The 22315-nt window shown below is 39.2% G+C and carries 17 protein-coding genes; 13 read left to right on the plus strand and 4 right to left on the minus strand.

Annotated features, from left to right (window positions below):
• Positions 1-225: 225 nt before the first annotated feature.
• The 6 genes from EFY79_RS20645 to EFY79_RS20670 all read left to right on the plus strand — a co-directional run bounded on the left by EFY79_RS20645 (position 226) and on the right by EFY79_RS20670 (position 6603).
• The gene (locus EFY79_RS20645) at positions 226-864 is read left to right on the plus strand and encodes a rhomboid family intramembrane serine protease (protein WP_123122656.1); all 639 of its coding nucleotides are present in this window, start codon (positions 226-228) and stop codon (positions 862-864) included.
• 68 nt (positions 865-932) lie between these two features.
• A complete protein-coding gene (locus EFY79_RS20650) occupies positions 933-1862 on the plus strand; it encodes a rhomboid family intramembrane serine protease (RefSeq protein WP_123122657.1) in 930 nt (309 codons plus the stop codon).
• Between the two features lie 50 nt (positions 1863-1912).
• The gene (locus EFY79_RS20655; protein ID WP_123122658.1) at positions 1913-3043 is read left to right on the plus strand and encodes an endonuclease/exonuclease/phosphatase family protein; all 1131 of its coding nucleotides are present in this window, start codon (positions 1913-1915) and stop codon (positions 3041-3043) included.
• Positions 3044-3136: 93 nt separating this feature from the next.
• Entirely contained in the window at positions 3137-4624 is a 1488-nt protein-coding gene (cysS, locus tag EFY79_RS20660) for a cysteine--tRNA ligase (RefSeq protein ID WP_123122659.1), read from the plus strand.
• Between the two features lie 122 nt (positions 4625-4746).
• The gene (locus EFY79_RS20665) at positions 4747-4959 is read left to right on the plus strand and encodes a type II toxin-antitoxin system HicB family antitoxin (RefSeq protein WP_199727604.1); all 213 of its coding nucleotides are present in this window, start codon (positions 4747-4749) and stop codon (positions 4957-4959) included.
• A gap of 78 nt (positions 4960-5037) precedes the next feature.
• Complete coding sequence (locus tag EFY79_RS20670) at positions 5038-6603, plus strand: glycoside hydrolase family 10 protein (protein ID WP_123122661.1); 1566 nt, start codon at positions 5038-5040, stop codon at positions 6601-6603.
• Between the two features lie 112 nt (positions 6604-6715).
• Here EFY79_RS20670 and EFY79_RS20675 read toward each other — a convergent pair whose 3' ends face one another.
• Positions 6716-8434 carry a family 43 glycosylhydrolase gene (locus tag EFY79_RS20675; protein ID WP_123122662.1) on the minus strand — a complete coding sequence of 573 codons (1719 nt, stop codon included), beginning with the start codon at positions 8432-8434 and terminating at the stop codon, positions 6716-6718.
• A gap of 231 nt (positions 8435-8665) precedes the next feature.
• Positions 8666-9490: a universal stress protein gene (locus EFY79_RS20680; protein WP_123122663.1), complete on the minus strand. Its 825-nt coding sequence runs from the start codon at positions 9488-9490 to the stop codon at positions 8666-8668.
• Positions 9491-9781: 291 nt separating this feature from the next.
• On the opposite strand from EFY79_RS20680, the gene EFY79_RS20685 reads away from it, so the two are divergent.
• The 6 genes from EFY79_RS20685 to EFY79_RS20710 all read left to right on the plus strand — a co-directional run bounded on the left by EFY79_RS20685 (position 9782) and on the right by EFY79_RS20710 (position 20535).
• Positions 9782-10279 (plus strand): heme-binding domain-containing protein, encoded by a 498-nt coding sequence (locus tag EFY79_RS20685; protein WP_123122664.1) that lies wholly within the window; start codon positions 9782-9784, stop codon positions 10277-10279.
• 266 nt (positions 10280-10545) lie between these two features.
• A complete protein-coding gene (locus EFY79_RS20690) occupies positions 10546-11352 on the plus strand; it encodes a DUF4382 domain-containing protein (protein WP_123122665.1) in 807 nt (268 codons plus the stop codon).
• A gap of 492 nt (positions 11353-11844) precedes the next feature.
• Positions 11845-12225: a hypothetical protein gene (locus EFY79_RS20695; protein WP_123122666.1), complete on the plus strand. Its 381-nt coding sequence runs from the start codon at positions 11845-11847 to the stop codon at positions 12223-12225.
• 43 nt (positions 12226-12268) lie between these two features.
• Positions 12269-16660: a CusA/CzcA family heavy metal efflux RND transporter gene (locus EFY79_RS20700; RefSeq protein WP_233578073.1), complete on the plus strand. Its 4392-nt coding sequence runs from the start codon at positions 12269-12271 to the stop codon at positions 16658-16660.
• Positions 16661-16669: 9 nt separating this feature from the next.
• On the plus strand, positions 16670-17803 hold the full coding sequence (locus EFY79_RS20705; protein WP_199727605.1) for an efflux RND transporter periplasmic adaptor subunit: 1134 nt from the start codon (positions 16670-16672) through the stop codon (positions 17801-17803).
• Positions 17804-18033: 230 nt separating this feature from the next.
• On the plus strand, positions 18034-20535 hold the full coding sequence (locus EFY79_RS20710; RefSeq protein WP_123122668.1) for a cation-translocating P-type ATPase: 2502 nt from the start codon (positions 18034-18036) through the stop codon (positions 20533-20535).
• 22 nt (positions 20536-20557) lie between these two features.
• On the opposite strand, the gene EFY79_RS20715 is transcribed toward EFY79_RS20710, so the two are convergent.
• Positions 20558-21172 (minus strand): Crp/Fnr family transcriptional regulator, encoded by a 615-nt coding sequence (locus EFY79_RS20715; protein ID WP_123122669.1) that lies wholly within the window; start codon positions 21170-21172, stop codon positions 20558-20560.
• On the minus strand, positions 21169-21642 hold the full coding sequence (locus EFY79_RS20720) for a methyltransferase family protein (protein WP_123122670.1): 474 nt from the start codon (positions 21640-21642) through the stop codon (positions 21169-21171). The genes EFY79_RS20715 and EFY79_RS20720 overlap by 4 nt, the downstream gene beginning before the upstream one ends.
• Positions 21643-21907: 265 nt before the next feature.
• On the opposite strand from EFY79_RS20720, the gene EFY79_RS20725 reads away from it, so the two are divergent.
• Positions 21908-22309 carry a DUF302 domain-containing protein gene (locus EFY79_RS20725; RefSeq protein WP_123122671.1) on the plus strand — a complete coding sequence of 134 codons (402 nt, stop codon included), beginning with the start codon at positions 21908-21910 and terminating at the stop codon, positions 22307-22309.
• Positions 22310-22315 lie beyond the last annotated feature (6 nt).

A 22315-nucleotide genomic window follows, 5' to 3' on the forward strand; every position in this document is an offset into this window, starting at 1 on the left:
TACAAATTTCATTTCTTCTGCAAAATTTATCTGGCCTTTTTATCCCCAAACCTTTCCTATTTGTGGATTACTTGGGTTATTAAGGATTAACTAAATAAAATGGATATTTATTTGTTTACTAATAACGATAATGAATATTGCAATTAAATATTGATTTTGTTAAGTATAACTGATAAAGCAATATTTCCGCAACAATTTCCGAAATTGCAGCCAAAATTTTAATGAATGGCGTATAACAGTTACCGGCCCTCCCAATCTTCAACGCCGGTTGTGCTTAATTTAATCATCATCAATGCGATCGTTTTTGTAGCCCAGTTGGTTTTTGATAAAACCGGTTTGGATGTCACTGGCGGCACAGGTTTGGGATGGCTTACTAGCAGGATTGGGTTGTGGGGAATTGGCACCGGGTTGTTTGAGCCATATCAATTGGTAACGCACATGTTTGCGCACGGTGGTTTTTTTCATATTCTTTTTAATATGTACGCGCTGTGGCTTTTTGGATCTTCCCTTGAAAGATTATGGGGACCAAAAAGGTTCCTGATTTTTTACCTTGTGTGCGGGCTTGCTGCGGGTGTTACAGAAATGTTCCTTGTTCCTGTAGGTATTGCTGTGGGCGCTTCGGGAGCTATTATGGGCCTTGTGGCTGCATTTGCGTACACATTTCCTAATGTTCAATTTTATATTCTGCCCATACCTTTCCCGATAAAGGCAAAATACCTCGCCATGATTTATGCCGCTTTTGATTTATTTGGGCAGTTTTCAGGCTTCGGGGGGAACGTGGCACACTTTGCGCATCTTGGAGGCCTGGCAATGGGATTGATACTATGTATTATCTGGAAAAAAACCGGCAGAAGAAATTTTTAAAATCTAAAATTTGGTGATTAAAAATGCGGGCAATTTGGTAATTTTACCCGGCATTATAATTCAGGTAAATGGGTGAATCAGATAGATATTTAGACCGGCAGCTTAAAAAAATCCGCCTTGGTGATGACAATAACGCGCTGATAGCGCTCATTGGAATTAATGCTTTGCTGTTTGTGAGCTTCGGATTGATCCAGGTTATTTATTACATTTCCAAATCCGGCGGCACCGCCTTTCAATATGAAATTTTAAGATGGTTTATCGCTCCGGCAAAACTTTCTTCCTTAGCGTCCCGGCCGTGGACAGTTATAACTTACATGTTTGTTCATGTAGGATTTTTTTACACGCTGATTAATATGGTTTGGCTTTGGGTGTTTGGTTCGATACTTCAGGACCTGTCAGGAAATTCAAAAATTATTCCTGTATATTTTTATGGAGGCATTGCCGGCGCTGTGTTTTTTGTAGCCTCCAGCTATGCTTTTCCACAATTGAAAGACCAGATTGAATATTCTTTTATGCTGGGTGGAAATGCAGGCATCATGGCCATTGCAGTTGCCACCACCACTTTCTCACCCGATTACAGATTGTTCAGAATGCTGAACGGCGGAATTCCGCTTTGGGTGCTCACTCTTATTTATGTTATCATTGACTTTACGGGCACTGCCGATGCTTCCGAACGCATTGCGCATCTTGGCGGTGGCCTCATTGGTTTCGTATTTGTATTCAGCTTAAAAAGAGGGTACGACTGGAGCGGCTGGATGAACAAAATATACAGTTGGTGTGTAGACCTCTTCAATCCTGATAGACCTGTACGGCAAAATCAAAAAATTAAAGAAAAAGTGTTTTATCATACCGGCGGCCAAAAGCCTTTTGTAAAGCGGCCTGTCATCACTCAACAACGGATAGATGAAATTCTTGATAAAATTAATCAAAAAGGCTTCAATCATTTATCAGACGAGGAAAAGTCTATTTTGGAAAAAGCCAGTGAAACTGATTTTTAATCCTGCCTTATTACCAACTTGCTTTATAATTATTAAATGGATAGCCATAAATGAAAAAACCCTTTCTGCGCAGGTTTACAAAAAAGTTTTTCATTTTTATCAACCTGGCTATTGGGATTCTCTTTCTTCTTGGTGCCAACGTAAAATATTTTGATCCTGCCAAATGGTGGTTTATCAGTTTGCTTACGTTAGCATTGCCTTACCTGTTGCTTTTGTTAGTAATATTCTTTTTCTTTTGGTTATTTGTGAAACCATTCTGGATTATTCTGCCCGCATCTATTATATTAATTTCTTTAGATGCCGTAAAGAATATTTTTCCTTTTCACCTGGACACAGAATTTCAAATTCAAAAAAAGCCCGGAGAAATACGCGTTATGAGCTGGAATGTGGAATTGTTCAATATTCTTCACTATAAAGATCAACCGGAAAAAAAACAAAGGATAATTGACCTTATCAACAAATACGATCCGGATATCGCCTGCTTCCAGGAGATGGTGGCTGGCGACAATAGGAAAGCTATCAATTATTTTCCAGACATCCTGCAGGCTTTAAAATTCAAGGATTATTTTTACTCTTACGGGGTAAAAAACGATTTTGATAAGTATCATCATTTTGGAATAATCATTTTTTCAAAATTTCCTATTATCAGAAAGCAAACCCTGGTTAACAAGCCCGACAGCTACAATTCTACATTTCAGTTTGTAGATGTGGCCCACAGGGAAGATACTTTCAGGATTTTTAATGTGCACCTGCAGTCGCTCAAATTCTCGCAGGAGAACTTAAACTATCTCGACAAAGGAACCGTTCCATCAGAAGGAAATATTTCTGAATCCAAAAACATTATTTATAAAATTAAATTGGGCGTTTTAAAAAGAGCTTCGCAGGCTAATTTTATAAAAGACGAAATGAATCATAGCCCTTACCCGGTAATTATTTGCGGAGATTTTAACGATGTCCCGGTTTCTTATGCTTACGAAAAAATAGGCGAAGGAATGAAAAATGCGTTTGCGGAAAAAGGCTCGGGCATTTCGCGTACATTTAGTTCCATCTCGCCTACCCTGCGCATTGACAATATTTTTACAGATCAAAATTTTAAAATCATGGATTATACTAGGATAAAAAAAAGTTATAGTGATCATTTTCCTATTATTGCAGATTTGGAATATTCTTCTGATAATTAAGAGGTATCAATGTGTATAAAGTGAGAAAAGGTAAAATATCTTTACAGGCATAAAAATACCAGTCCATTTAAGAAATTTATTAAATTAAAAAGCATGGCCCTACGAATTTATAATTCGCTTACAAAAGAAAAAGAAGAGTTTGTTCCGCTTAATCCGCCTCATGTGGGCATGTATGTTTGCGGGCCAACTGTAAGCGGCGAGAGCCACCTGGGACATGCTCGGCCATACATAACTTTTGACGTCGTGTACAGGTACCTGTTATATCTTGGCTACAAAGTCCGTTATGTGCGTAATATCACTGATGCGGGGCATTTTGAAGAAGAAGGGCGCGAGGCCGAAGATAAAATTTCAAAAAAGGCGCAGCTCGAAAAACTTGAACCAATGGAACTGGTTCAAAAATATACTAATCTTTTCCACTGGGCTTTCAGGGAGTTTAATACGCTGGAACCCAGCATAGAACCAACGGCCACCGGGCATATTGTTGAGCAGATTAATATGGTTGAACAGCTTTTAAAAGCCGGGTATGCTTACGAAGTAAACGGTTCGGTTTATTTTGATGTAAAAAAGTATGCTGAAAATCATGATTATGGAAAGCTAAGCGGGCGTGTGATAGATGACCTTTTGGAAACCACGCGTGATCTGGAAGGTCAGGATGAAAAACGAAACAAAGCAGATTTCGCTTTATGGAAACTGGCGCCTCCCCAACATATTATGCGCTGGAAAAGCCCGTGGGGAGAAGGCTTTCCGGGGTGGCATATTGAATGCTCTGCCATGTCTACCAAATATCTCGGAGCCCGTTTTGATATTCATGGTGGTGGCATGGATCTTATGTTTCCCCATCATGAAAGTGAAATCGCACAAAGCACAATTTGCAATCATGTTGCTCCAGCAAAATATTGGATGCATAACAATATGATTACCGTGAATGGCAAAAAAATGGGGAAGAGCTATAATAACCAGATAACGCTTACACAAATGTTTAGCGGCGCTCATCCCTTGCTTACGCAGGCCTTTTCACCGATGGTAATTCGCTTTTTTATTTTGCAAACTCATTACAGAAGTACGCTGGATTTTACCAGCGAAGCACTGACAGCATCTGAAAAAGGAATGAAAAGATTGTTTGAAGCTTATGAAGTTTTGAAGAAGCTTCCCGTTAGCGACAGCGAGAAAGCAAATGATCCAGAGCTTGATGAAAAAATAAACAAACTGGTGAATGAATTTGAAGAATTCATTAATGATGATTTCAATACAGCAAAAGTATTGGCTAACATGTTTGAAATTGTTCCGGTTATTAATTCGATAAAGGATGGTTTAATAAAATCTGAAGCCATTTCATCAGCCACGTTCAAAAATTTAAAAGAGAAATTTTCTATTTTCCTCGAACAAATTCTGGGATTAAAAGATCCGTTTGAAAGTTCTGTTCAGCTTACCGGGATTATGGACCTGTTGGTTGAGATACGCAAAGAAGCCAAGTCAAAAAAAGATTTTTTTACCTCTGATAAAATACGAAAGCAACTCTCACAGCTTGGCATTGAAATGAAAGATGAAAAAGGGGGAAACATAAGCTGGAACAAGGTTTGATACATTTATATTTAGACTAAATGGATGAAAGATCTTTAACAAATCCTTCAAAAAATTATACTTCTTCTGTTAAATGCTATTAAAAGAAAGGCTGGATGGAAATAATAATTTAATTTTAAATAATGCAATACTTAGTAATTTTTGAAAAATCTCCGGATGGAACTATCTGGGCTAAAATACCGGATTTGGATGGTTGTTATTCAAACGGAGATACCATTAATGAAGCTAAAGAAAATGTAAAAGAGGCGATCGCTTTGTATCTGGGGGATTTAAAAGAAGAAGGGAAACCAGCCCCTTTGCCAAGCCTGTTTAAAGCTGAACTAATAGCAGTTTAAAAACTTTATTACCGTCTCTTCTATTTTATCTTCAAATTTTGCGTTTAAATTTGCCTTGCTATAATATTTTAATCCACTATGAAAAAACTTTTCTGCTTTTTTTCTTTTCTCGTTTTGTTCTTTTTTCAAAAATCATTTGCTCAATCCAAATATGAATTTCGCGGCGTGTGGGTGGCAACTGTTGGAAATATAGATTTTCCCTCTTCCAAATTTCTGAGCACAGAGGCGCAGAAAGCCGAGTTTATTAAATTAGTAGAAATGAATAAAAGAAATGGTATGAATGCTTTGATAGTGCAAATAAGACCTGCTTCTGACGCATTTTATCCTTCTGAGTATGAACCCTGGAGCGAGTTTCTTACCGGGAAACAGGGAATGCCTCCTAATCCTTATTACGATCCTTTAAAATTCATGATAACGGAGACGCATAAACGCGGAATGGAATTTCATGCATGGATGAATCCGTATCGCGCCGTGTTTAATATTTTCAAATCTTCTGTATCGCCAACACATATCACAAAGTTGCATCCGGAATGGTTCGTCACCTATGGGCAGACAAAATACTTTGATCCGGGAAATAAGGAGGCGCAAAAATTTGTAGAAAATGTAGTTCGCGATGTGGTAAAAAGATATGACATTGACGCCATCCATTTTGATGATTATTTTTATCCATATCGTATCGCGGGTAAAGAATTTCCGGACACTGCCTCTTTCCGAAAATATGGAAATGGCATGGGCCTTTCCGACTGGCGCAGAAGCAATGTTGATTCCATTATAAGGCAGTTAAGCGTTGCGATAAAAGAAGAAAATAAACATTGCAAATTCGGTATCAGTCCTTTTGGTGTTTGGAGAAATATTGCAGACGATCCTGATGGGAGCGATACCAAGGCAGGCGTTACCAATTATGATGATTTATATGCCGATATTTTATTGTGGCTTAAAAACAAATGGATTGATTATGTAGTGCCGCAACTTTATTGGGAAATAAGCCAGAAAGTAGTCGGTTTTAAAGTGCTGACTGATTGGTGGGCACGGCACGCGTATGGACGACAACTATACATTGGCCAGGGCGTTTACCGATCTCTTGAGCCCCGTTCTTATGCCTGGAAGAATAAAAATGAATTGCCCGACCAGATAAAATTTCTGCGACAATATGCCGGGATACAGGGAAGTGTTTATTTCAGCAGCACCACTTTCAAAAGTAATCCAAATGGATGGAGTGATTCATTAAGAAATTATTATTACAAATACCCGGCGATAGTTCCACCGATGCCATGGATTGATTCTTTAAAACCTATACCGCCCGTGTTATCCTTTGATAGCTCAAAATCTTCTCTTTATTCAACCTCAATCGATTTGTACTTCAGGGATACCATCAAGAATGATCTCATCAACCGGTACGTAATTTATCAGTTCAATGATCTTGACAGCTTAAATCAAAATGATCCAAAAAATATCAAAGAAATCATTTTGTCGGGGAATAATTTTTATCATTTTATTTTCGACGCCCCAGATTCTCAAAAAGAGATCGTGATTGCCGCCTCAGCGCTCACCAAAACAAATAATGAAAGTGCGCTTACAAGATATATTTACCTTGAAAGAAATGCTGACAAATGGGAAATAATGGATGTTGTAGATAACAAATAATTGCTCTGCTTAAAATAGTAAAGCAATAAATATCCCGGATTTTAATTCTATTTGTTTTAAAATAAATTAACAGTAAGCAATATTTCCCGGAGATTTTATTTTACACAAATAATCATTTTATTTCCATCAACGCAGTTCTTTCTGAAATTCCATTTTCATTAAATGCTTCTATCGAGAAATAATATTTTTGATCCGCATTCAGATTTCTCATGAGCATAGAATCTTTATCATAAACCATCCAAGAACTGTAAAGCTTGTCTGGCGCTATTCCCCACAAAATATTATAACCCTGGCAATTTTGTTGTGGCATCCACTTAATAAAGGCATTACGGCGATCCGCTTGCCTGTTCACTGAAAACCTTTTGACTTCTGTTGGTTTCTTTCCATGCGCAATTCCAAAAATCCGTATATCAGAAACAGACAGATTAGGCGTAGGAACGTAAATATTTTTATAGCGCACATATTGCACCGTTTGTGGAACCGTCAACTCCACATAATCATTAGGAACATCTTTAAAATTATCACTTCGGTCCACAAGCGTAATCCAGTTCTTTTCATCCAGCGATCCTTCAATGATATAACGTTCATGGATACCCGAAATCCGGCCAAAAAGATTGGAGTTGAAATCATTATAATTTAATTGAATTGCAAAAACTTTTGCCGGATTTTGCAAATCAATTTCCAGCCACTGGCTACTGTCATTTTTTTCAGCCACCCAAAAAGTTTTTACATTTTCATCCGTTACATTTTCGGGCTTATAATTTTCAACTAAAGAAGAAGCCTTCACCGGCTTTTTAAAAGACAGCAACATCCATCCTCTGAATGCTCCTTTCATTCCGGCAATGGCAGGGGCATAATGCGGATAATCGCCAAAATAAGAATCGCAATACATTAATCCGTCTTTATCAAAAAAAGTGGGAAACATCCCTACACGCCTCTCCCATCCTATGTTTACGTTTACGGCCATCGTTGTGAAATGCCAGTGTATATTTTGCGGGCCACTAACCGTGCTGCCATGGCCGGCGCCATTCATAAATCCGCCGGGCTTAAAGGAAATGGGATTATTGGGCGCATAATGATAAGGTCCCAAAGGATGATCGCCAATATAAACCCCATCACCGTACACATTAAATTCGGTGCCCGGTGCGGCATATTGCATATAATATTTATCGTTGTGTTTTGTGAGCCATGCGCCTTCAATGTATCCGCCTAAAACAGTGTCCGAATTATTTTCTCCAAAACGTTCCCAGCCATGTTTTTTTTCGTTGAGGTTGAATAAAGTATCCACTTTGTTTGAAGGCTTAAAATTTTTTTCTCTGTCAAGTGTTATTCCTCTTATTGGAAATTTATTGGACGAGCCCCAAAACATGTATGCATCACCGTTATCATCAATAAAAAGATCAGGGTCTTGCAAATCTGTTAAAATAGAAGGTGTGGCTTTCCAGTTTCCTTTTTTGGGATCATCTGTATATAATACACTCATAGCTCCGGAAGGATCGCCGCAAACGTACAAAAGTGAATCTTTGTAATTGCTGGCTGCAGGCGCATTGGAACCCTGGAAATACCATTTTTCAGGAGTGATGAAATCCCAGTTGAGAAGATCAGTTGAATGCCAGTAACCTAATGACCTTGTAATAAATAAATAATATTCATTTCTGAATTTTACTATCGCGGGGTCAGCGCCGGAACGATAGGACAGGCCCGCGTTAGCGTTGTAAATCATGTAAGTGTAATCAATATTAATCGGATTACAGTAAGTGCTGCTTTGCGTGGATTGTGCCATAGCAAAAAATGGAAAAATCAGCAAATAAAATATCAGTGCTTTTTTCATATCACAAATTTAGCAGCATCACTTTCCCGCTCATTTATATTTTTGATAATTCAATTTAAAATATTTCAGTAGCTATTTTTCCCATAATATCTAATAAAAATTCCTTTCAAAATCTTCGCGAAAACACAAGTGTTCTTTTACAATGACTAAGCCCGGCTGTTAGTAAACAGACAAATACCGCGGATTTTTATTTGCCTTAGTGAAACTTATTGACAGGCAACAGTCATATATTTATTTTCCCGGCAAAATGAGAAGAGGCTTTTTTGTTTTATAGCTCATTTCTTTTGTATGTATCTTACCAAACAACCTGTCAATAAAGGAATGTTCACGCGCAATCATCACCAAAAGATCAGGATTATATTCTTCAAGAAAATTTTCAAGTCCTTCATCCACTTTGTTCTCACGGATAGTATGAAATTCGGTTGTAAATTGAGAAAAAGCCATGCTGGTATTCAATTTCCCAATTGCTTGTGACGGTTTCATCTGCCGGCCTTTAACGGCTACATTTACAATCCGGAACCTGGAATTAAATTTCCTTGCCAATTCAATGAGAAGATGATATTGTTTGCTTTCAAAATCCGGATCAAAATCGGAGGCCACTGCAATAGTTGCGGGCAATTGAAAAGAAGCCGTTGCTGGTACTATCAACACAGGATAGCTTAAATGCCTGGTAATTTTAGTAACGGTGCTTCCAAAGAATGAACGGCTTTGTCCTTTTCCTTTCATACCCATCACTATCAGGTCTGCAGAAATTTCTGTTGCCAGGTCACCAATTGTTTCACTGGTAAAACCTTCGCGAACAAATGCATCCATATTTACCGGGTAAATTTTTGACAGCGATTCTATTTCCTGGCTAATATGTCTTGAATTTTCCTCAATAATTTCTGCCTGCGTTACCATTATTGGCGCAAGAATAGAATCGTCCACCAGAATGGGAGGTTCTATCACGTTTATTAGTGTCAGCTTTGCATCAAAAGCGTGTGCAATTGAAACGGCATACTTAGATGCATTTAGTGAGGCATCTGAAAAATCAATGGGAAGAAGAATATTTTTCATAAAAACATATTAATAACGAACGGCAATCAGCTGTAAAAATAATTCGAATATGTTGTAAAATCGCTGTTCTATATCATTCGTCGTATTAAGTTTCATCAGCAGATAGTGGTGATCCTAGTTAAGAGAAGCAATTGAACTTAGTCATTAACTTTGACGCTTTTCTAAGACTGACTAAAATCATCTCATGTGATTATCAATATCATGTATGAACTATAGTTTCCCTGGTTAACTTTGGATTCTTCAAATAAAATTGTTTAAAAACTATTTACGTTTTATCATAAAAAATAACAAATGAAAAAAGTTTTGAAAATCAGTCTGATTATCGTTATAGTTGCTCTGATAACCATTCAGTTCATAAGGCCTGCAAAAAATCAGGGAGTAGAGATTGCTGCCAATCAAATTACAGCCATTCATCCGGTTCCCGAAAATGTTCAGCAAATCCTGAAAGTATCTTGTTATGATTGCCACAGTAACACCACTTATTATCCGTGGTATAACAACATTCAGCCCGTTGCCTGGTTCCTGGAAAACCATGTCATTGATGGGAAGAAGGAATTGAATTTTTCGGAGTTTGCTACGTATGCAGCATACCGCCGCTATAAAAAATTTAAAGAGATCCAGGAACAGGTTAAGGAAGATGAAATGCCTTTGTTTTCTTATACAATTCCGCACAGGGATGCCGTATTGAGCGCCGAACAAAAATCCGCTATAATCAACTGGTCTGCCAATGCCATGAAGGAAATGGACGCTAAATATCCTGCCGACAGCCTGAAAAGGCCCAAAAAATAATTTCTTTAAGCGAAAGTCCATCCTGCAAACTGACAGTGGAAAATTGATCTTTATTTTAATGAACTGTGATGCCTGTCATTTATTGGGTATAATGTAACATTCAATTTTTAGAATCAGTGCAGTACAGAGTTTGTAAGGCATTTATACTATCAAATTTATTAAGGCATAATATGCAAATCAGTTAAATGTTGTTAACAAAATAACATCCGATAATTCATTGGAATAGTTCTTGCCTTACTGTTTATCCAAACCACAATATGTACTTTATGAAAACAATTTCGTTTAAGACGATAGCTTCCATTGCAATATTATTCTGCTCTGTTATGATTTTCTCATGCAAAAAAACTAACAATGACAACACGAACAAATCCAGGCTCCAGGTGCGACTAACGGATGCGCCTGATCCATCAATAAAAGAAGTTTGGATAGATATAAAAGAAGTACGAATCAATTCGAAGGACAGCAGTTGGCTAACGCTGGAGGGCGCCCATCCCGGAATGTACAATCTTCTGGAGCTGACAGGAGGAAAAGATACTCTTCTTGCCGATGCAAACATACCGTCCGGAAATATTTCACAACTAAGGCTGGTATTGGGAGACAACAATTATATTATTACACAAGACAATGAAAAAATAGCTTTAACCACCCCCAGTGCAGAACAATCCGGCTTAAAAGTGCAAATTCACCAGGATGTGGATGGCGGGCAATTGTACAAATTAGTCCTTGATTTTGATGCGGCAAAGTCGATTGTAAAAGCAGGTAATAGTGGAAAATATATTTTGAAACCCGTCATTCGTGTAATTTCCTTTGCACCATCAGGGGGCAATCTGCAAGGTGTGGTTGTACCAGATTCTATCCGTACGGCAGTGTATGCAATCAATGGAGCAGATACAGTTGCTTCAACATTTACCAATATTTCCAATGGTAAGTATTGGTTTGGCGATATACCTGCAGGAAGTTACCAACTTTCATTTGTGCCAAATAATACAACCTTCAACAATACAGAAAAAAGCGTTACAGTTGTATTGGGGCAAACAACAACGGCCGATAGTGTAGTGCTGCAGAAAAAATAATACAAGAGTTCAACAATAACAGAAAAGGTTGCTTCAATAGAACAGCCTTTTTTTTATGAAATAAAATAAGAGAAATAATTGCAGAGTAAGAAACAAGGCTCAAGTTTTTACCATCTGCATTTTAAATATTCATCGCCTTATAAGCCAGCACTGCGGGCCATGCCAGCGCCTTAAAAGCCTGGGCACACGCATCAGGAAGCATAAGGATTATCAGAAAAGTTGCTGCCAAAGTGAGTAATGAAATATGTTATTGAATTATGGACGAGATTCTTTGCGGGTAAAATAAAAAAACAGATTATTTGTTTGTCCACTTAATTTCTTTATCATTTAAACCAGTAATTTCTAAAAACAAAACGAGCCGGATAGAAATCCAGCCATGTCTTAATCCAATCCCGTGAAAAGCCCGGTTAAATGAGAAAAATTGACGGCCATTATGTCAACCTGTGATGGTGATCATACTTTTCGAGCGGATATTCCATTAATTTTACGCACTTGAAAAAAATTATTGCCATATCGCTTTTATCATTGTATTTGTTTTCAACAACGGAGTTATCGCAGTTGCTGAAAACACCTGTGCTGATTGAGCATTTTGTGGAGCATCGCGAAGAGAATAAGCACCTTACCCTTTGGCAATTTTTATACCTGCATTATGCTACCACTCATGTTGAGGATGCCGACCATCACAAGGATGTGCAGCTGCCCTTCAAGACGCATCACAACTGCATTGCAGCTTTTCAAAATGTGGTCATCCCGGCGCAAAATACAATTTACAAACCGGTGATGGCGATTGAAAAGCATTCCCTTTGTCCTGATGACCAGTTTGTCTCTTCCAACTTCCTTTCCAACATCTGGCAGCCGCCGCGATTCTGTTAATCATCTTTTTAAAATTTCATTCACAAATCTTTTCAGTGAATGAATGATTGCATTTATTCTTCATTTTATAAATGATTACAGATTTATGTTAAACAGCATTATCTCTTTTTCTATAAAAAATAAACTCATCATCGGATTGTTTGTGTTGGGATTGATTAGCTATGGCAGTTATCAGCTCACCAAACTACCGATTGATGCTGTGCCTGACATCACAGACAACCAGGTGCAGGTGATTACGATAGCGCCGTCATTTGGCGCAACGGATATTGAACGACTAGTGACGTTTCCGGTGGAGCAGGCCAACAGCAACATTCCCGGAATAAAACAGATACGCAGTTTCTCAAGATTTGGTTTGTCGCTTGTTACCATTGTGTTTGATGACAAAACGGATGTGTATTGGGCGCGCCAGCAAGTTGCAGAGAGGTTGCGGCAAGTACAATCGCAAATCCCCGCAGGTATTGGCCAGCCTGAACTTGGCCCCGTCACCACAGGCCTGGGGGAAATATATCAATATGTAGTTCGTCCGGAAAAAGGGTACGAAAAAAAATACGATGTTACCGAGTTACGTACCATCCAGGATTGGATTGTAAGGCGGCAATTATTGGGCGTGAAAGGAGTTGCAGAAGTAAGCAGTTTTGGCGGAAAGCTCAAACAATATTCCATAGAAGTGGACGCCAACAAATTGCAATCGTATGGTATCACTATTAATGATGTGTTTGATGCTTTGGAAAACAACAACCAGAATACCGGCGGCGCTTATATTGAAAAAGGACCAACGGTGCTGTATATACGAAGTGAAGGATTGATTGGAAGCATTGAAGATATCGAAAGCATCACCATTAGGAAGCAAAGTTCAGAAATCCCCGTGTTTATGAGGGATGTGGCGGATGTAAAAATCGGGCACGCGGTGCGCTATGGCGCGATGACCTACAATGATGAAGGAGAAGTGGCTGGTGCGGTGGTAATGATGCTCAAGGGCGCCAACAGCAACCTGGTGATTGAAAATGTAAAAGAACGCATTGCACAAATTCAAAAAACATTACCTGAAGGAGTGGTGATAGAACCGTTTCTGGACCGTACCAAAATGGTGAACCATGCCATCAGCACGGTAGAAAAAAATTTATTGGAAGGTGCATTGATTGTGGTATTTGTGCTGGTATTATTTCTGGGAAATTTAAGAGCGGGTTTGCTCGTGGCTTCGGTCATTCCCTTGTCCATGTTGTTTGCTGTGATTATGATGAATATGTTTGGTGTGAGCGGTAACCTCATGAGCCTTGGTGCACTTGACTTCGGTTTGATTGTGGACGGCGCGGTTATCATTGTAGAGGCGGTCATGCACCAGCTTTCGCATAGCAAAAAATTCCAGGCAGTCACGCAGTTATCACAGGAAAAGATGGATGAAGAAGTGAATAAAAGTGCGAGCAAGATGATGAACAGTGCAGTGTTTGGCCAGGTGATAATTCTTGTGGTGTACCTGCCGATATTGACCTTGCAGGGAATAGAAGGCAAGATGTTCAAACCGATGGCTCAAACAGTTGCCTTTGCTTTGTTGGGCGCTTTCATTCTTTCGCTCACTTATATTCCAATGATGAGTTCGTTATTTCTCAGTAAAAAGATTTCGCATAAACCCACTCTTTCCGACCGCTTCATGTCGCGTGTGGAACGCGTGTACCAGGCTGCATTGACGAAGGTTTTACGTTTTCCAAAAACGGTCATCCTCACAGCAGTTGCGCTGTTTGTCTTTGCAATTTTCATTTTGAGCAGAATGGGCGGCGAGTTTATTCCTCAGTTGGAAGAAGGCGATTTTGCTGTAGATACGCGTGTGCTTACAGGAAGCAATCTGAACACTACCATTGAATACACCACCAAAGCAGCGCATGTTTTAAAATCACGATTTCCCGAAGTAGAAAAAGTGGTAACAAAAATTGGAAGCGCCGAAGTACCCACAGACCCGATGCCCATGGAAGCGAGCGACATGATGGTGATTCTGAAAGAAAAAAAGGATTGGACCAGCGCCAAAACTTTTAATGAACTCGCAGAAAAAATGAGCAATGCATTGAAAGATATTCCCGGCATTACGGCCGGATTTCAATATCCGGTGCAAATGCGTTTTAATGAACTCATGACCGGCGCACGCCAGGATGTGGTGGTGAAAATCTTTGGTGAAGATTTGGATTCATTGGCCACTTATGCCGAGCGGCTTGGCGCTATTGTAAAAACAGTTCCCGGCGCAACAGACCTATACATTGAACCTGTAACGGGGTTGCCTCAAATCATTATCAATTACGACCGCAATGCCATTGCCAGATATCATCTGAATATTGCAGATATCAACCGCGTGTTAAACACGGCCTTTGCGGGACAAACGACATGCCAGGTGTACGAAGGTGAAAGGCATTTTGATTTGGTGGTGCGCCTTGCCGGCGATAAAAGAAAAAATATCAACGATGTACAAAATTTATTGATTCCGCTACCTGAAGGAAACCAGATTCCGCTATCGCAGGTAGCAAATGTTTCCATAAAAGACGGACCTAACCAGGTGCAACGAGAGGATGCGAAACGCAGGATTGTCGTGGGTTTCAACGTACGCGGCAGAGATGTGGAAAGCATCGTGAATGAATTGCAATCCAAGGTGGACAAACAAATGCATTTTTCGCCGGGATATTATACCACGTATGGCGGTTCTTTTGAAAATCTGCAGGCAGCTACGCAACGTTTGATGATTGCAGTACCGATTGCATTGTTGCTCATCTTCATTTTGCTGTATTTCGCATTTGGTTCGGTAAAACAGGGGTTACTCATTTATTCGGCAATTCCTTTATCTGCTATCGGCGGAATTTTATTTTTAGCATTACGGGGCATGCCTTTCAGCATCAGCGCAGGTATTGGTTTTATTGCGTTGTTTGGTGTGGCCGTATTGAATGGCATCGTGTTGATTGCGGAATTTAACCGGTTAAAAAAACAAGGTATGAATAACAAAAGCCGGATTGTATTGATGGGAACCAAGGTGCGGCTGCGGCCCGTGTTGATGACCGCCAGCGTGGCTTCGTTGGGGTTTTTGCCGATGGCATTGAGCAATGGCGCAGGCGCAGAAGTGCAGCGTCCGCTTGCCACTGTAGTGATTGGCGGATTAATGATTGCCACTTTCCTGACATTATTTGTATTACCTGTATTGTATATCTTATTTGAAAACATGAACCTCAAAAAAAGAAAACCACATGTGGCTGTGATGCTCGGAATTTTATTTTCCTTAGGATTTGTAAGCAATAACGCTCATGCACAAACGAAAATCACTTTGCAAGAAGCTATTGATACAGCACTTACGAATAACCTTTTATTAAAAGGAGAAAAACTCAATGTAACCTATCAGCAAAGTATGCTAAAAACAGGAACTACAATTCCTCTCACCGACGTGTTTGGTGAGTTTGGGCAAATCAGCAGTATTTATACCGACACAAAATTTGGTATCAGCCAATCCATCCATTTCCCAAGTGTGTATGCACGCCATAAATCGCTGCTTCAGGAAAACCTGAACGCAAGTAAAATGTCAGTCGCATGGAAAGAAGCAGCATTGAAAAAGCAGGTAACGGACATTTACAACACGCTTTCTTTTTTATTGGAAAAGAAAAAATTGTTGTTGCAAACGGACAGCTTGTACAGTTCCTTTTTAGAAAAAGCAGCGTTACGATTTGAAAAAGGCGAAAGTAATGTGTTGGAAAAAACAACCGCAGAAAATCAGAAAGGACAAATAGCGATGCAGTTAATAGCATTGGAACAGGATATTTTTATCATGGAATCCCAATTACAATTTGCACTGAGGACAAATACGCTGTATGTGCCGGCTGACGGTAGTTTCAGACAATCAACCAACTTTCCTACACCTTCCTCTGAAATGCATCCGCAAGTTCAGTTGCTGGCGCAACAAAAGCAAATTGTGGCAGCTAATACGCTGTTTGAAAAATCAAAACTATCGCCCGACCTCGTATTTGGATACAACAACAGCAGCATGCGCGGCACCGGCGCGGATGATAAATATTATCCTTCATCAAGGCGGTTTCATTCGGTGCAAATTGGTGTGGGCATTCCGCTTTTTAATGGTAGTCAAAAGGCAATCATCAAAGCGTCCAAAGTGCAGGAAGACATTGCTGAAAATAATTATCAATTAGGCTTGCAGCAATTGAACCAGCAAAGAGAAACAGCGATGAATGAATACCAAAAATATCTCGCAAGTGTCAACTGGTTTGAAAGTGAAGGTCTGAAAAATGCAGCTACGACAATCGCCACAGCCCATCAGCAATTTGCCGGTGGCGAAATCAATTACCTGGATTGGGTAATCCTCGTCAACCAGGCGATTGACCTCCGAAGCCAATACCTGGACGCCGTAAAAAATATGAACGATGCCATCAACCAAATCAATTACCTGAATTCAAAATAAAATTTCATCATGAAAAATATTTTCAAATTATTCGCTCTCACTTTTCTTCTTGCATCGTGTGGCAGCAAATCGGTCACAACTAAACAGCAGCAAACGACAGAAGTAGAGAGCAATTTCATTACCCTCACGGACGCGCAAATGAAAAATGCGAATATCGTTACCGGAAAAATGGAACAAAAAGAAATTACATCCATTTTGAAAGTGAATGGGAAAATTGATGTACCGCCGCAGAACATGATTTCCGTTAGCCTTCCATTGGGTGGTTATCTGAAATCAACAAAGTTGTTACCGGGTATGCATGTGAATAAACATGAGGCTATTGCAGTGGTGGAAGACAACCAGTTTATTCAGTTGCAGCAAGATTATTTGACAGCTAAAGCACAACTCGCATTGAATGAAACAGAATACTACCGCCAGAAAGATTTGAATGCCACCAAGGCGAGTAGCGACAAGGTTTTCCAACAGGCAGCGGCCGCATTTGAAACACAAAAAATTCTGATGAAATCATTGGCAGAAAAGTTGAAGCTGATTGGCATTAACCCCGCAAAACTTTCATTGCAAAATATTTCAAAGAGCGTGAATGTGTATTCGCCGATTGATGGATTTGTTACCAAAGTAAATGTCAACATTGGCAAATATGTTACGCCCGGCGATGTGCTTTTTGAACTCGTAAATCCAACAGACATTCATCTGAATTTACAGGTGTTTGAAAAAGATTTAAATAACGTTTTTATTGGTCAGCCGGTAGTTTCCTACACCAATAATAACCCCGCGAAAAAATATCGCGGTGATATTATTTTAATCAGCAAAGACGTATCGTCCGACGGACTTACAGATGTGCATTGTCACTTTGATAATTATGATAAAAGTTTAATTCCGGGTATGTACATGAACGCGGAAATTGAATTGAAAAACCACATGAGCAATGTGCTTCCGGAAGAATCGGTAGTGCGCTTTGAAGGCAAAGAATATGTTTTTGAAAACAAAGGAAAAAACACTTTTGAAATGATGCCTGTACAAACCGGGAACCTCAATGCAGGATTTATTGAAATTACAGGCGACACGACACTCCTGGATAAAAGTATTGTTACGAAAGGCGCTTATGCCTTGCTGATGAGTTTGAAAAACAAAGAAGAAGAATGAGTATTAGTGATGAATTAAGAGTTATGAGTTATGAATCATGAATTAGAGGTGAAATCCTTGTTAAGTGTCGAAGTTTTGAGATGTCCAGCCATACTATTTGCATAAAATCTGTGCATACGATAATACTATTTGCATAAGTTCCGCGCATAAAATAAATAACGAAATCAATAATTGTACAAAGTCGTTGGTATTTGCAATATTTTTAATTGTAATTCCTGTCTATAATAACAATGAATACAAACCCATTTCCCTTTTCAGGATTATCCGGCGCCGAAGCAGAAGCCTCGCGCAAACTTCATGGTAAAAATGTGTTGTCATCAAAATCTGCAAGTCCTTTCTGGCATGCATTGAAAGATGCTGTTACAGAACCTATGTTTATTTTGCTGGTTACGGCTGCAGTGATTTATTTTATTCTGGGTGAATTTTCTGATGCCTGGTTTATGAGTGGCGCTATTATTCTGGTTTCGGGTATTTCCATTTACCAGGACAACAGAAGCCGCAATGCATTGAAGGCATTGAAAGAGTTTACGCAACCTCACGCCACTGTTATTCGTGATAACCGGGTGATGCATCTTTTATCAGAAGAAATTGTGGTGGGTGATTATGTGATTGTTTCGGAAGGTGAACTCATTCCTGCAGATGGACAGGTAAAGCAACTCAATGATTTTTCAGTAAACGAATCCATTCTTACGGGCGAATCTTTTAGTGTAACAAAAGACATTCGTTCAGAAGAAGATAATAAAGTGTTTAGCGGCACGCTTGCCGAAGCGGGCCAATGCGTGTTTGAAGTAACCGCTGTAGGTGAGCGTACCAAATTAGGACAATTGGGAAAATCCATTCAGAGCATCCGGAAAGAAAAGTCACCCTTGCAAAAGCAAATAAGCGTTTTTGTAAAATGGATGGCCCTTGCGGGTGGAATGATCTTCCTCATTATCTGGGGCATCAATTTTTTCAAATCTTTTGATATTTTAGATAGTTTATTGAAGGGTTTAACGATTGCAATGTCAGTGCTTCCCGAAGAAATTCCTGTGGCATTGGCCACTTTTATGGCGCTCGGCGCATGGCGGTTGATGCGGCAGGGTGTGATTGTAAAAGAAACTTCCACGGTGGAAGCATTGGGTTCGGCCACCGTTTTGTGTACCGACAAAACAGGCACCATTACAGAGAACCGCATGGAGCTTTTTAAGGTTTATGATTTTACCGGCAACACAATTGCTGAGAAAGAAAAGTGGCAGAGCTCTTCTGCGCAAAACCTCATCAGCGCTGCGATGTGGGCCAGTGAGATTGTTCCTTTCAACCCGATGGAAAAAGCTATTCACGAAGCTTATACAGAAAATATAAAAAAAGACCTGCGTCCCGAATTCAAAATGATTCATGAATATCCTTTGGAAGGAAAACCGCCGATGATGACGCATGTTTTTGAAAATGGAAATGGCGAAAGAGTGATTGCCGTAAAAGGTGCACCGGAAGCGATATTGCAACATTCATCGCTTGACAGTGAACAAATAAATAAAGTAAATTCTTATTTGGAATCATTTGCCCGTGAGGGTTTGCGCGTATTAGGCGTGGGGAAAATAAAGTTTGTCGGAAATGATTTTCCCAAAACGCAGCAGGAATTTAAAATTGATTTTTTAGGATTCCTCGGTTTTTATGACCCGCCGAAAAAGAATATTGCTCATGTGTTTAAACAGCTTTATAGCGCCGGTATTCAACTAAAAATAATTACAGGGGATAATCCTTTAACCACCGCGGCTATTGCCAAACAGGCTAATTTCCGGGGATATGAAAAAGCCATTACCAGCGCCGAATTGTTACAATTGGATGAAACTAATTTTGATAAAGCAGTAAGCGAAAAAACTATTTTCACCCGCATGTTTCCGGAAGTGAAATTGAAGATTGTTGAAAGTTTAAAACGGCAAAATCATATTGTAGGTATGACGGGCGATGGCGTAAATGATGGACCTGCGCTGAAGGCAGCCAACATCGGTATTGCTATGGGCAAGCGTGGTTCTGAAATCGCGAAAGAAGCGGCGTCCCTGATTCTTACTGATGATGATTTTGGAAAAATGGTGGATGCTGTGGCTATGGGCAGAAAGATTTATGCGAATCTGAAAAAAGCTATTCAATACATTATTTCCATCCATATACCCATTATTTTAACTGTAGCGCTGCCACTTGTTTTGGGATGGGCGTATCCCACAATTTTTACACCCGTGCATGTGATTTTTTTAGAGCTCATCATGGGGCCAACTTGTTCCATTGTTTATGAAAATGAACCGCTGGAAGCCAATGCCATGCAACGTCCGCCTCGTGAAATGACGCATACATTTTTTAATTTAAAGGAATTGACGATTAGTATTATACAGGGACTTGCCATCACTGTGGGCACCTTATTCGCCTACCAGTTTTCAGTTAAAAACGGGTATGGTGGAGAACTGACCCGTTCCATGGTTTTCACGACATTAATCATAGCTAATATTTTCCTTACACTGGTCAACCGCTCGTTTTATTATTCCGTTTTTACTACTTTACAATACCGGAACATATTGATGATTGTGGTGCTTTTCGTAACCCTCACGCTGCTTGCCCTTATTCTCTATGTTCCCTCTATTACCCGTTTTTTTAAAATGGCTTCTTTAAATGGAATGCAATCAGGCATTGCTATCTTGGTGGGATTTGTTTCCGTATTTTGGTTCGAAGGATATAAGTGGTGGAAACGCAGATGGAGCTGATTTTTAAAAAGAGATAAAAATATTATTCTCCACCCACCAACTCAATCGTATTCCTTCCCAACTTCACCAACCTTTTCTTTTCCATCGTGCGCAGCAAACGGCTTACAGCTTCACGGTGTGTATTGAGTTCCGTAGCGATTTGCTGATGGGTAATTAATAACGCAGATGTATTCAGCGCTTCTTTTTTCTTTTCCAGATAGTTAAGAATCTTTTTATCAAGGCTGTTGAAGGCGATGAGGTCAATAACCTGAATCAATTCTCCAAAACGTGCGCTATATGTGGCGTTGATAAATCTTTGCCATTCAGGATATGCTGATAATTTGTCCAGCAGCTCAGCCGGGACGAGTAATACTTCTGTCTCATCTTCTGCGATGGCTTTGATCATGCTTTCTTTTTTCGCGGCACAACAATTCACTGCCATAGCGCACGTTTCAGAAGGATAAAGGTGATAAAGAAAAACTTCCCTTCCTTCCTCATCCTCACGTACGATGCGCAATGCACCTTCCAGGACTATCGGCACGAAATGAATTCTATCGCCCGGAAAAATCAATATTTCATCGGGCGCCAGTGTCTTGACGCGTGAATATGCAAATATTTCCTGTTGAAGTTTAGGATCCGCGAAAAGTGTGGTATTCATGTTCGGCGAATTTCCTTCTTTTTTACTATGAAAAACATTCCTGTTTTCTTTTTATAAGCCGCATAATTTGAAAATTTATTCTGCAAAAGTTTTTCTTCGTAAACGGCTTTGAATCTGAATAAAATCAGTAGCATAAAAAAAATTAAAAGCCGCAAAGTATTTTCGGAATACATCGAAAAACCCAAAGTAAAAAATAAGATACCTGAATAGATAGGATGACGTATGTATTTGTATATTCCTGACTGAACCAGTGTAGCACTCTGCCGGGGAGTTGGAAATGGTGATAGATTTTTGTTTAAAGTAATAATAGAAGTAAGTAAGACAATAATGCCGGTAAAAGAAATAAATAATCCTGTTGCCTGTAACCAGCCAGGAACCGAAAAATCAATTTTTGAAAACCGGAATAGATAAGCAACAAACAAAATTAACTGTATGTCTACGAATAAATTATCTTTTGCGTTTCGTTTCATTTTACTGAATGATTTGTTGGAAAAACCGATACGACAATTTATAATTAAAATACAGTGAATCCATAAATTTTTCCGAATTAGCAATTAACGAAGTCCAAAACTGCCAATAATAAATTTGACGAAAAAAGAATGAACAGAATTGCATATTCTTACGAAAAATAAAAAAAATCTTAAAATATCCGATTATGTAACAAATGTTCCCAAGGCGGATTTTGAAACGTATCAACTTTGGGTATAGTTTTTAAATCACCCTTAAATAATAAATATGAGTTACTATTTTTTTAAAACCGTGAATGATGATTTTGATGTCGCAATTGAAAAAGTTACCAACGAATTAACGAAAGAAGGATTTGGCGTGCTTACTGAAATTGATATACAGCAAACTTTAAAAAAGAAGTTGAATGTGGATTTCAGAAAATACAAAATTCTTGGCGCATGTAATCCACATTTTGCCTATCAGGCATTATTAGCAGAGGATGCGATCGGTACGATGCTTCCCTGCAATATAATTGTGCAGGAGCACGAAAATGGAGAAGTTGAGATTTCCGCAGTGGATCCGGTGGCTTCCATGATGGCTGTCAAAAATGATGCACTTAGCAGCATAGCGATGGAAGTAAAAGAAAAACTTGGTCGCGTGATTGACAAATTAAGCAACAACAAAAATTAAACTAAA

Source organism: Hanamia caeni (assembly GCF_003721595.1).
GTDB lineage: Bacteria > Bacteroidota > Bacteroidia > Chitinophagales > Chitinophagaceae > Ginsengibacter > Ginsengibacter caeni.

What these genes read in the sequence shown, in the direction of transcription:
- EFY79_RS20685 (WP_123122664.1), top strand. Translation starts at nt 9,782, where the DNA reads ATGAAAAAAGTTTTGAAAATCAGTCTGATTATCGTTATAGTTGCTCTG.
- EFY79_RS20675 (WP_123122662.1), bottom strand. Translation starts at nt 8,434, where the DNA reads ATGAAAAAAGCACTGATATTTTATTTGCTGATTTTTCCATTTTTTGCT.
- EFY79_RS20690 (WP_123122665.1), top strand. Translation starts at nt 10,546, where the DNA reads ATGAAAACAATTTCGTTTAAGACGATAGCTTCCATTGCAATATTATTC.
- EFY79_RS20715 (WP_123122669.1), bottom strand. Translation starts at nt 21,172, where the DNA reads ATGAATACCACACTTTTCGCGGATCCTAAACTTCAACAGGAAATATTT.
- EFY79_RS20665 (WP_199727604.1), top strand. Translation starts at nt 4,747, where the DNA reads ATGCAATACTTAGTAATTTTTGAAAAATCTCCGGATGGAACTATCTGG.
- EFY79_RS20705 (WP_199727605.1), top strand. Translation starts at nt 16,670, where the DNA reads ATGAAAAATATTTTCAAATTATTCGCTCTCACTTTTCTTCTTGCATCG.
- EFY79_RS20650 (WP_123122657.1), top strand. Translation starts at nt 933, where the DNA reads ATGGGTGAATCAGATAGATATTTAGACCGGCAGCTTAAAAAAATCCGC.
- cysS (WP_123122659.1), top strand. Translation starts at nt 3,137, where the DNA reads ATGGCCCTACGAATTTATAATTCGCTTACAAAAGAAAAAGAAGAGTTT.
- EFY79_RS20710 (WP_123122668.1), top strand. Translation starts at nt 18,034, where the DNA reads ATGAATACAAACCCATTTCCCTTTTCAGGATTATCCGGCGCCGAAGCA.
- EFY79_RS20655 (WP_123122658.1), top strand. Translation starts at nt 1,913, where the DNA reads ATGAAAAAACCCTTTCTGCGCAGGTTTACAAAAAAGTTTTTCATTTTT.
- EFY79_RS20720 (WP_123122670.1), bottom strand. Translation starts at nt 21,642, where the DNA reads ATGAAACGAAACGCAAAAGATAATTTATTCGTAGACATACAGTTAATT.
- EFY79_RS20700 (WP_233578073.1), top strand. Translation starts at nt 12,269, where the DNA reads ATGATTGCATTTATTCTTCATTTTATAAATGATTACAGATTTATGTTA.
- EFY79_RS20680 (WP_123122663.1), bottom strand. Translation starts at nt 9,490, where the DNA reads ATGAAAAATATTCTTCTTCCCATTGATTTTTCAGATGCCTCACTAAAT.
- EFY79_RS20645 (WP_123122656.1), top strand. Translation starts at nt 226, where the DNA reads ATGGCGTATAACAGTTACCGGCCCTCCCAATCTTCAACGCCGGTTGTG.
- EFY79_RS20670 (WP_123122661.1), top strand. Translation starts at nt 5,038, where the DNA reads ATGAAAAAACTTTTCTGCTTTTTTTCTTTTCTCGTTTTGTTCTTTTTT.
- EFY79_RS20725 (WP_123122671.1), top strand. Translation starts at nt 21,908, where the DNA reads ATGAGTTACTATTTTTTTAAAACCGTGAATGATGATTTTGATGTCGCA.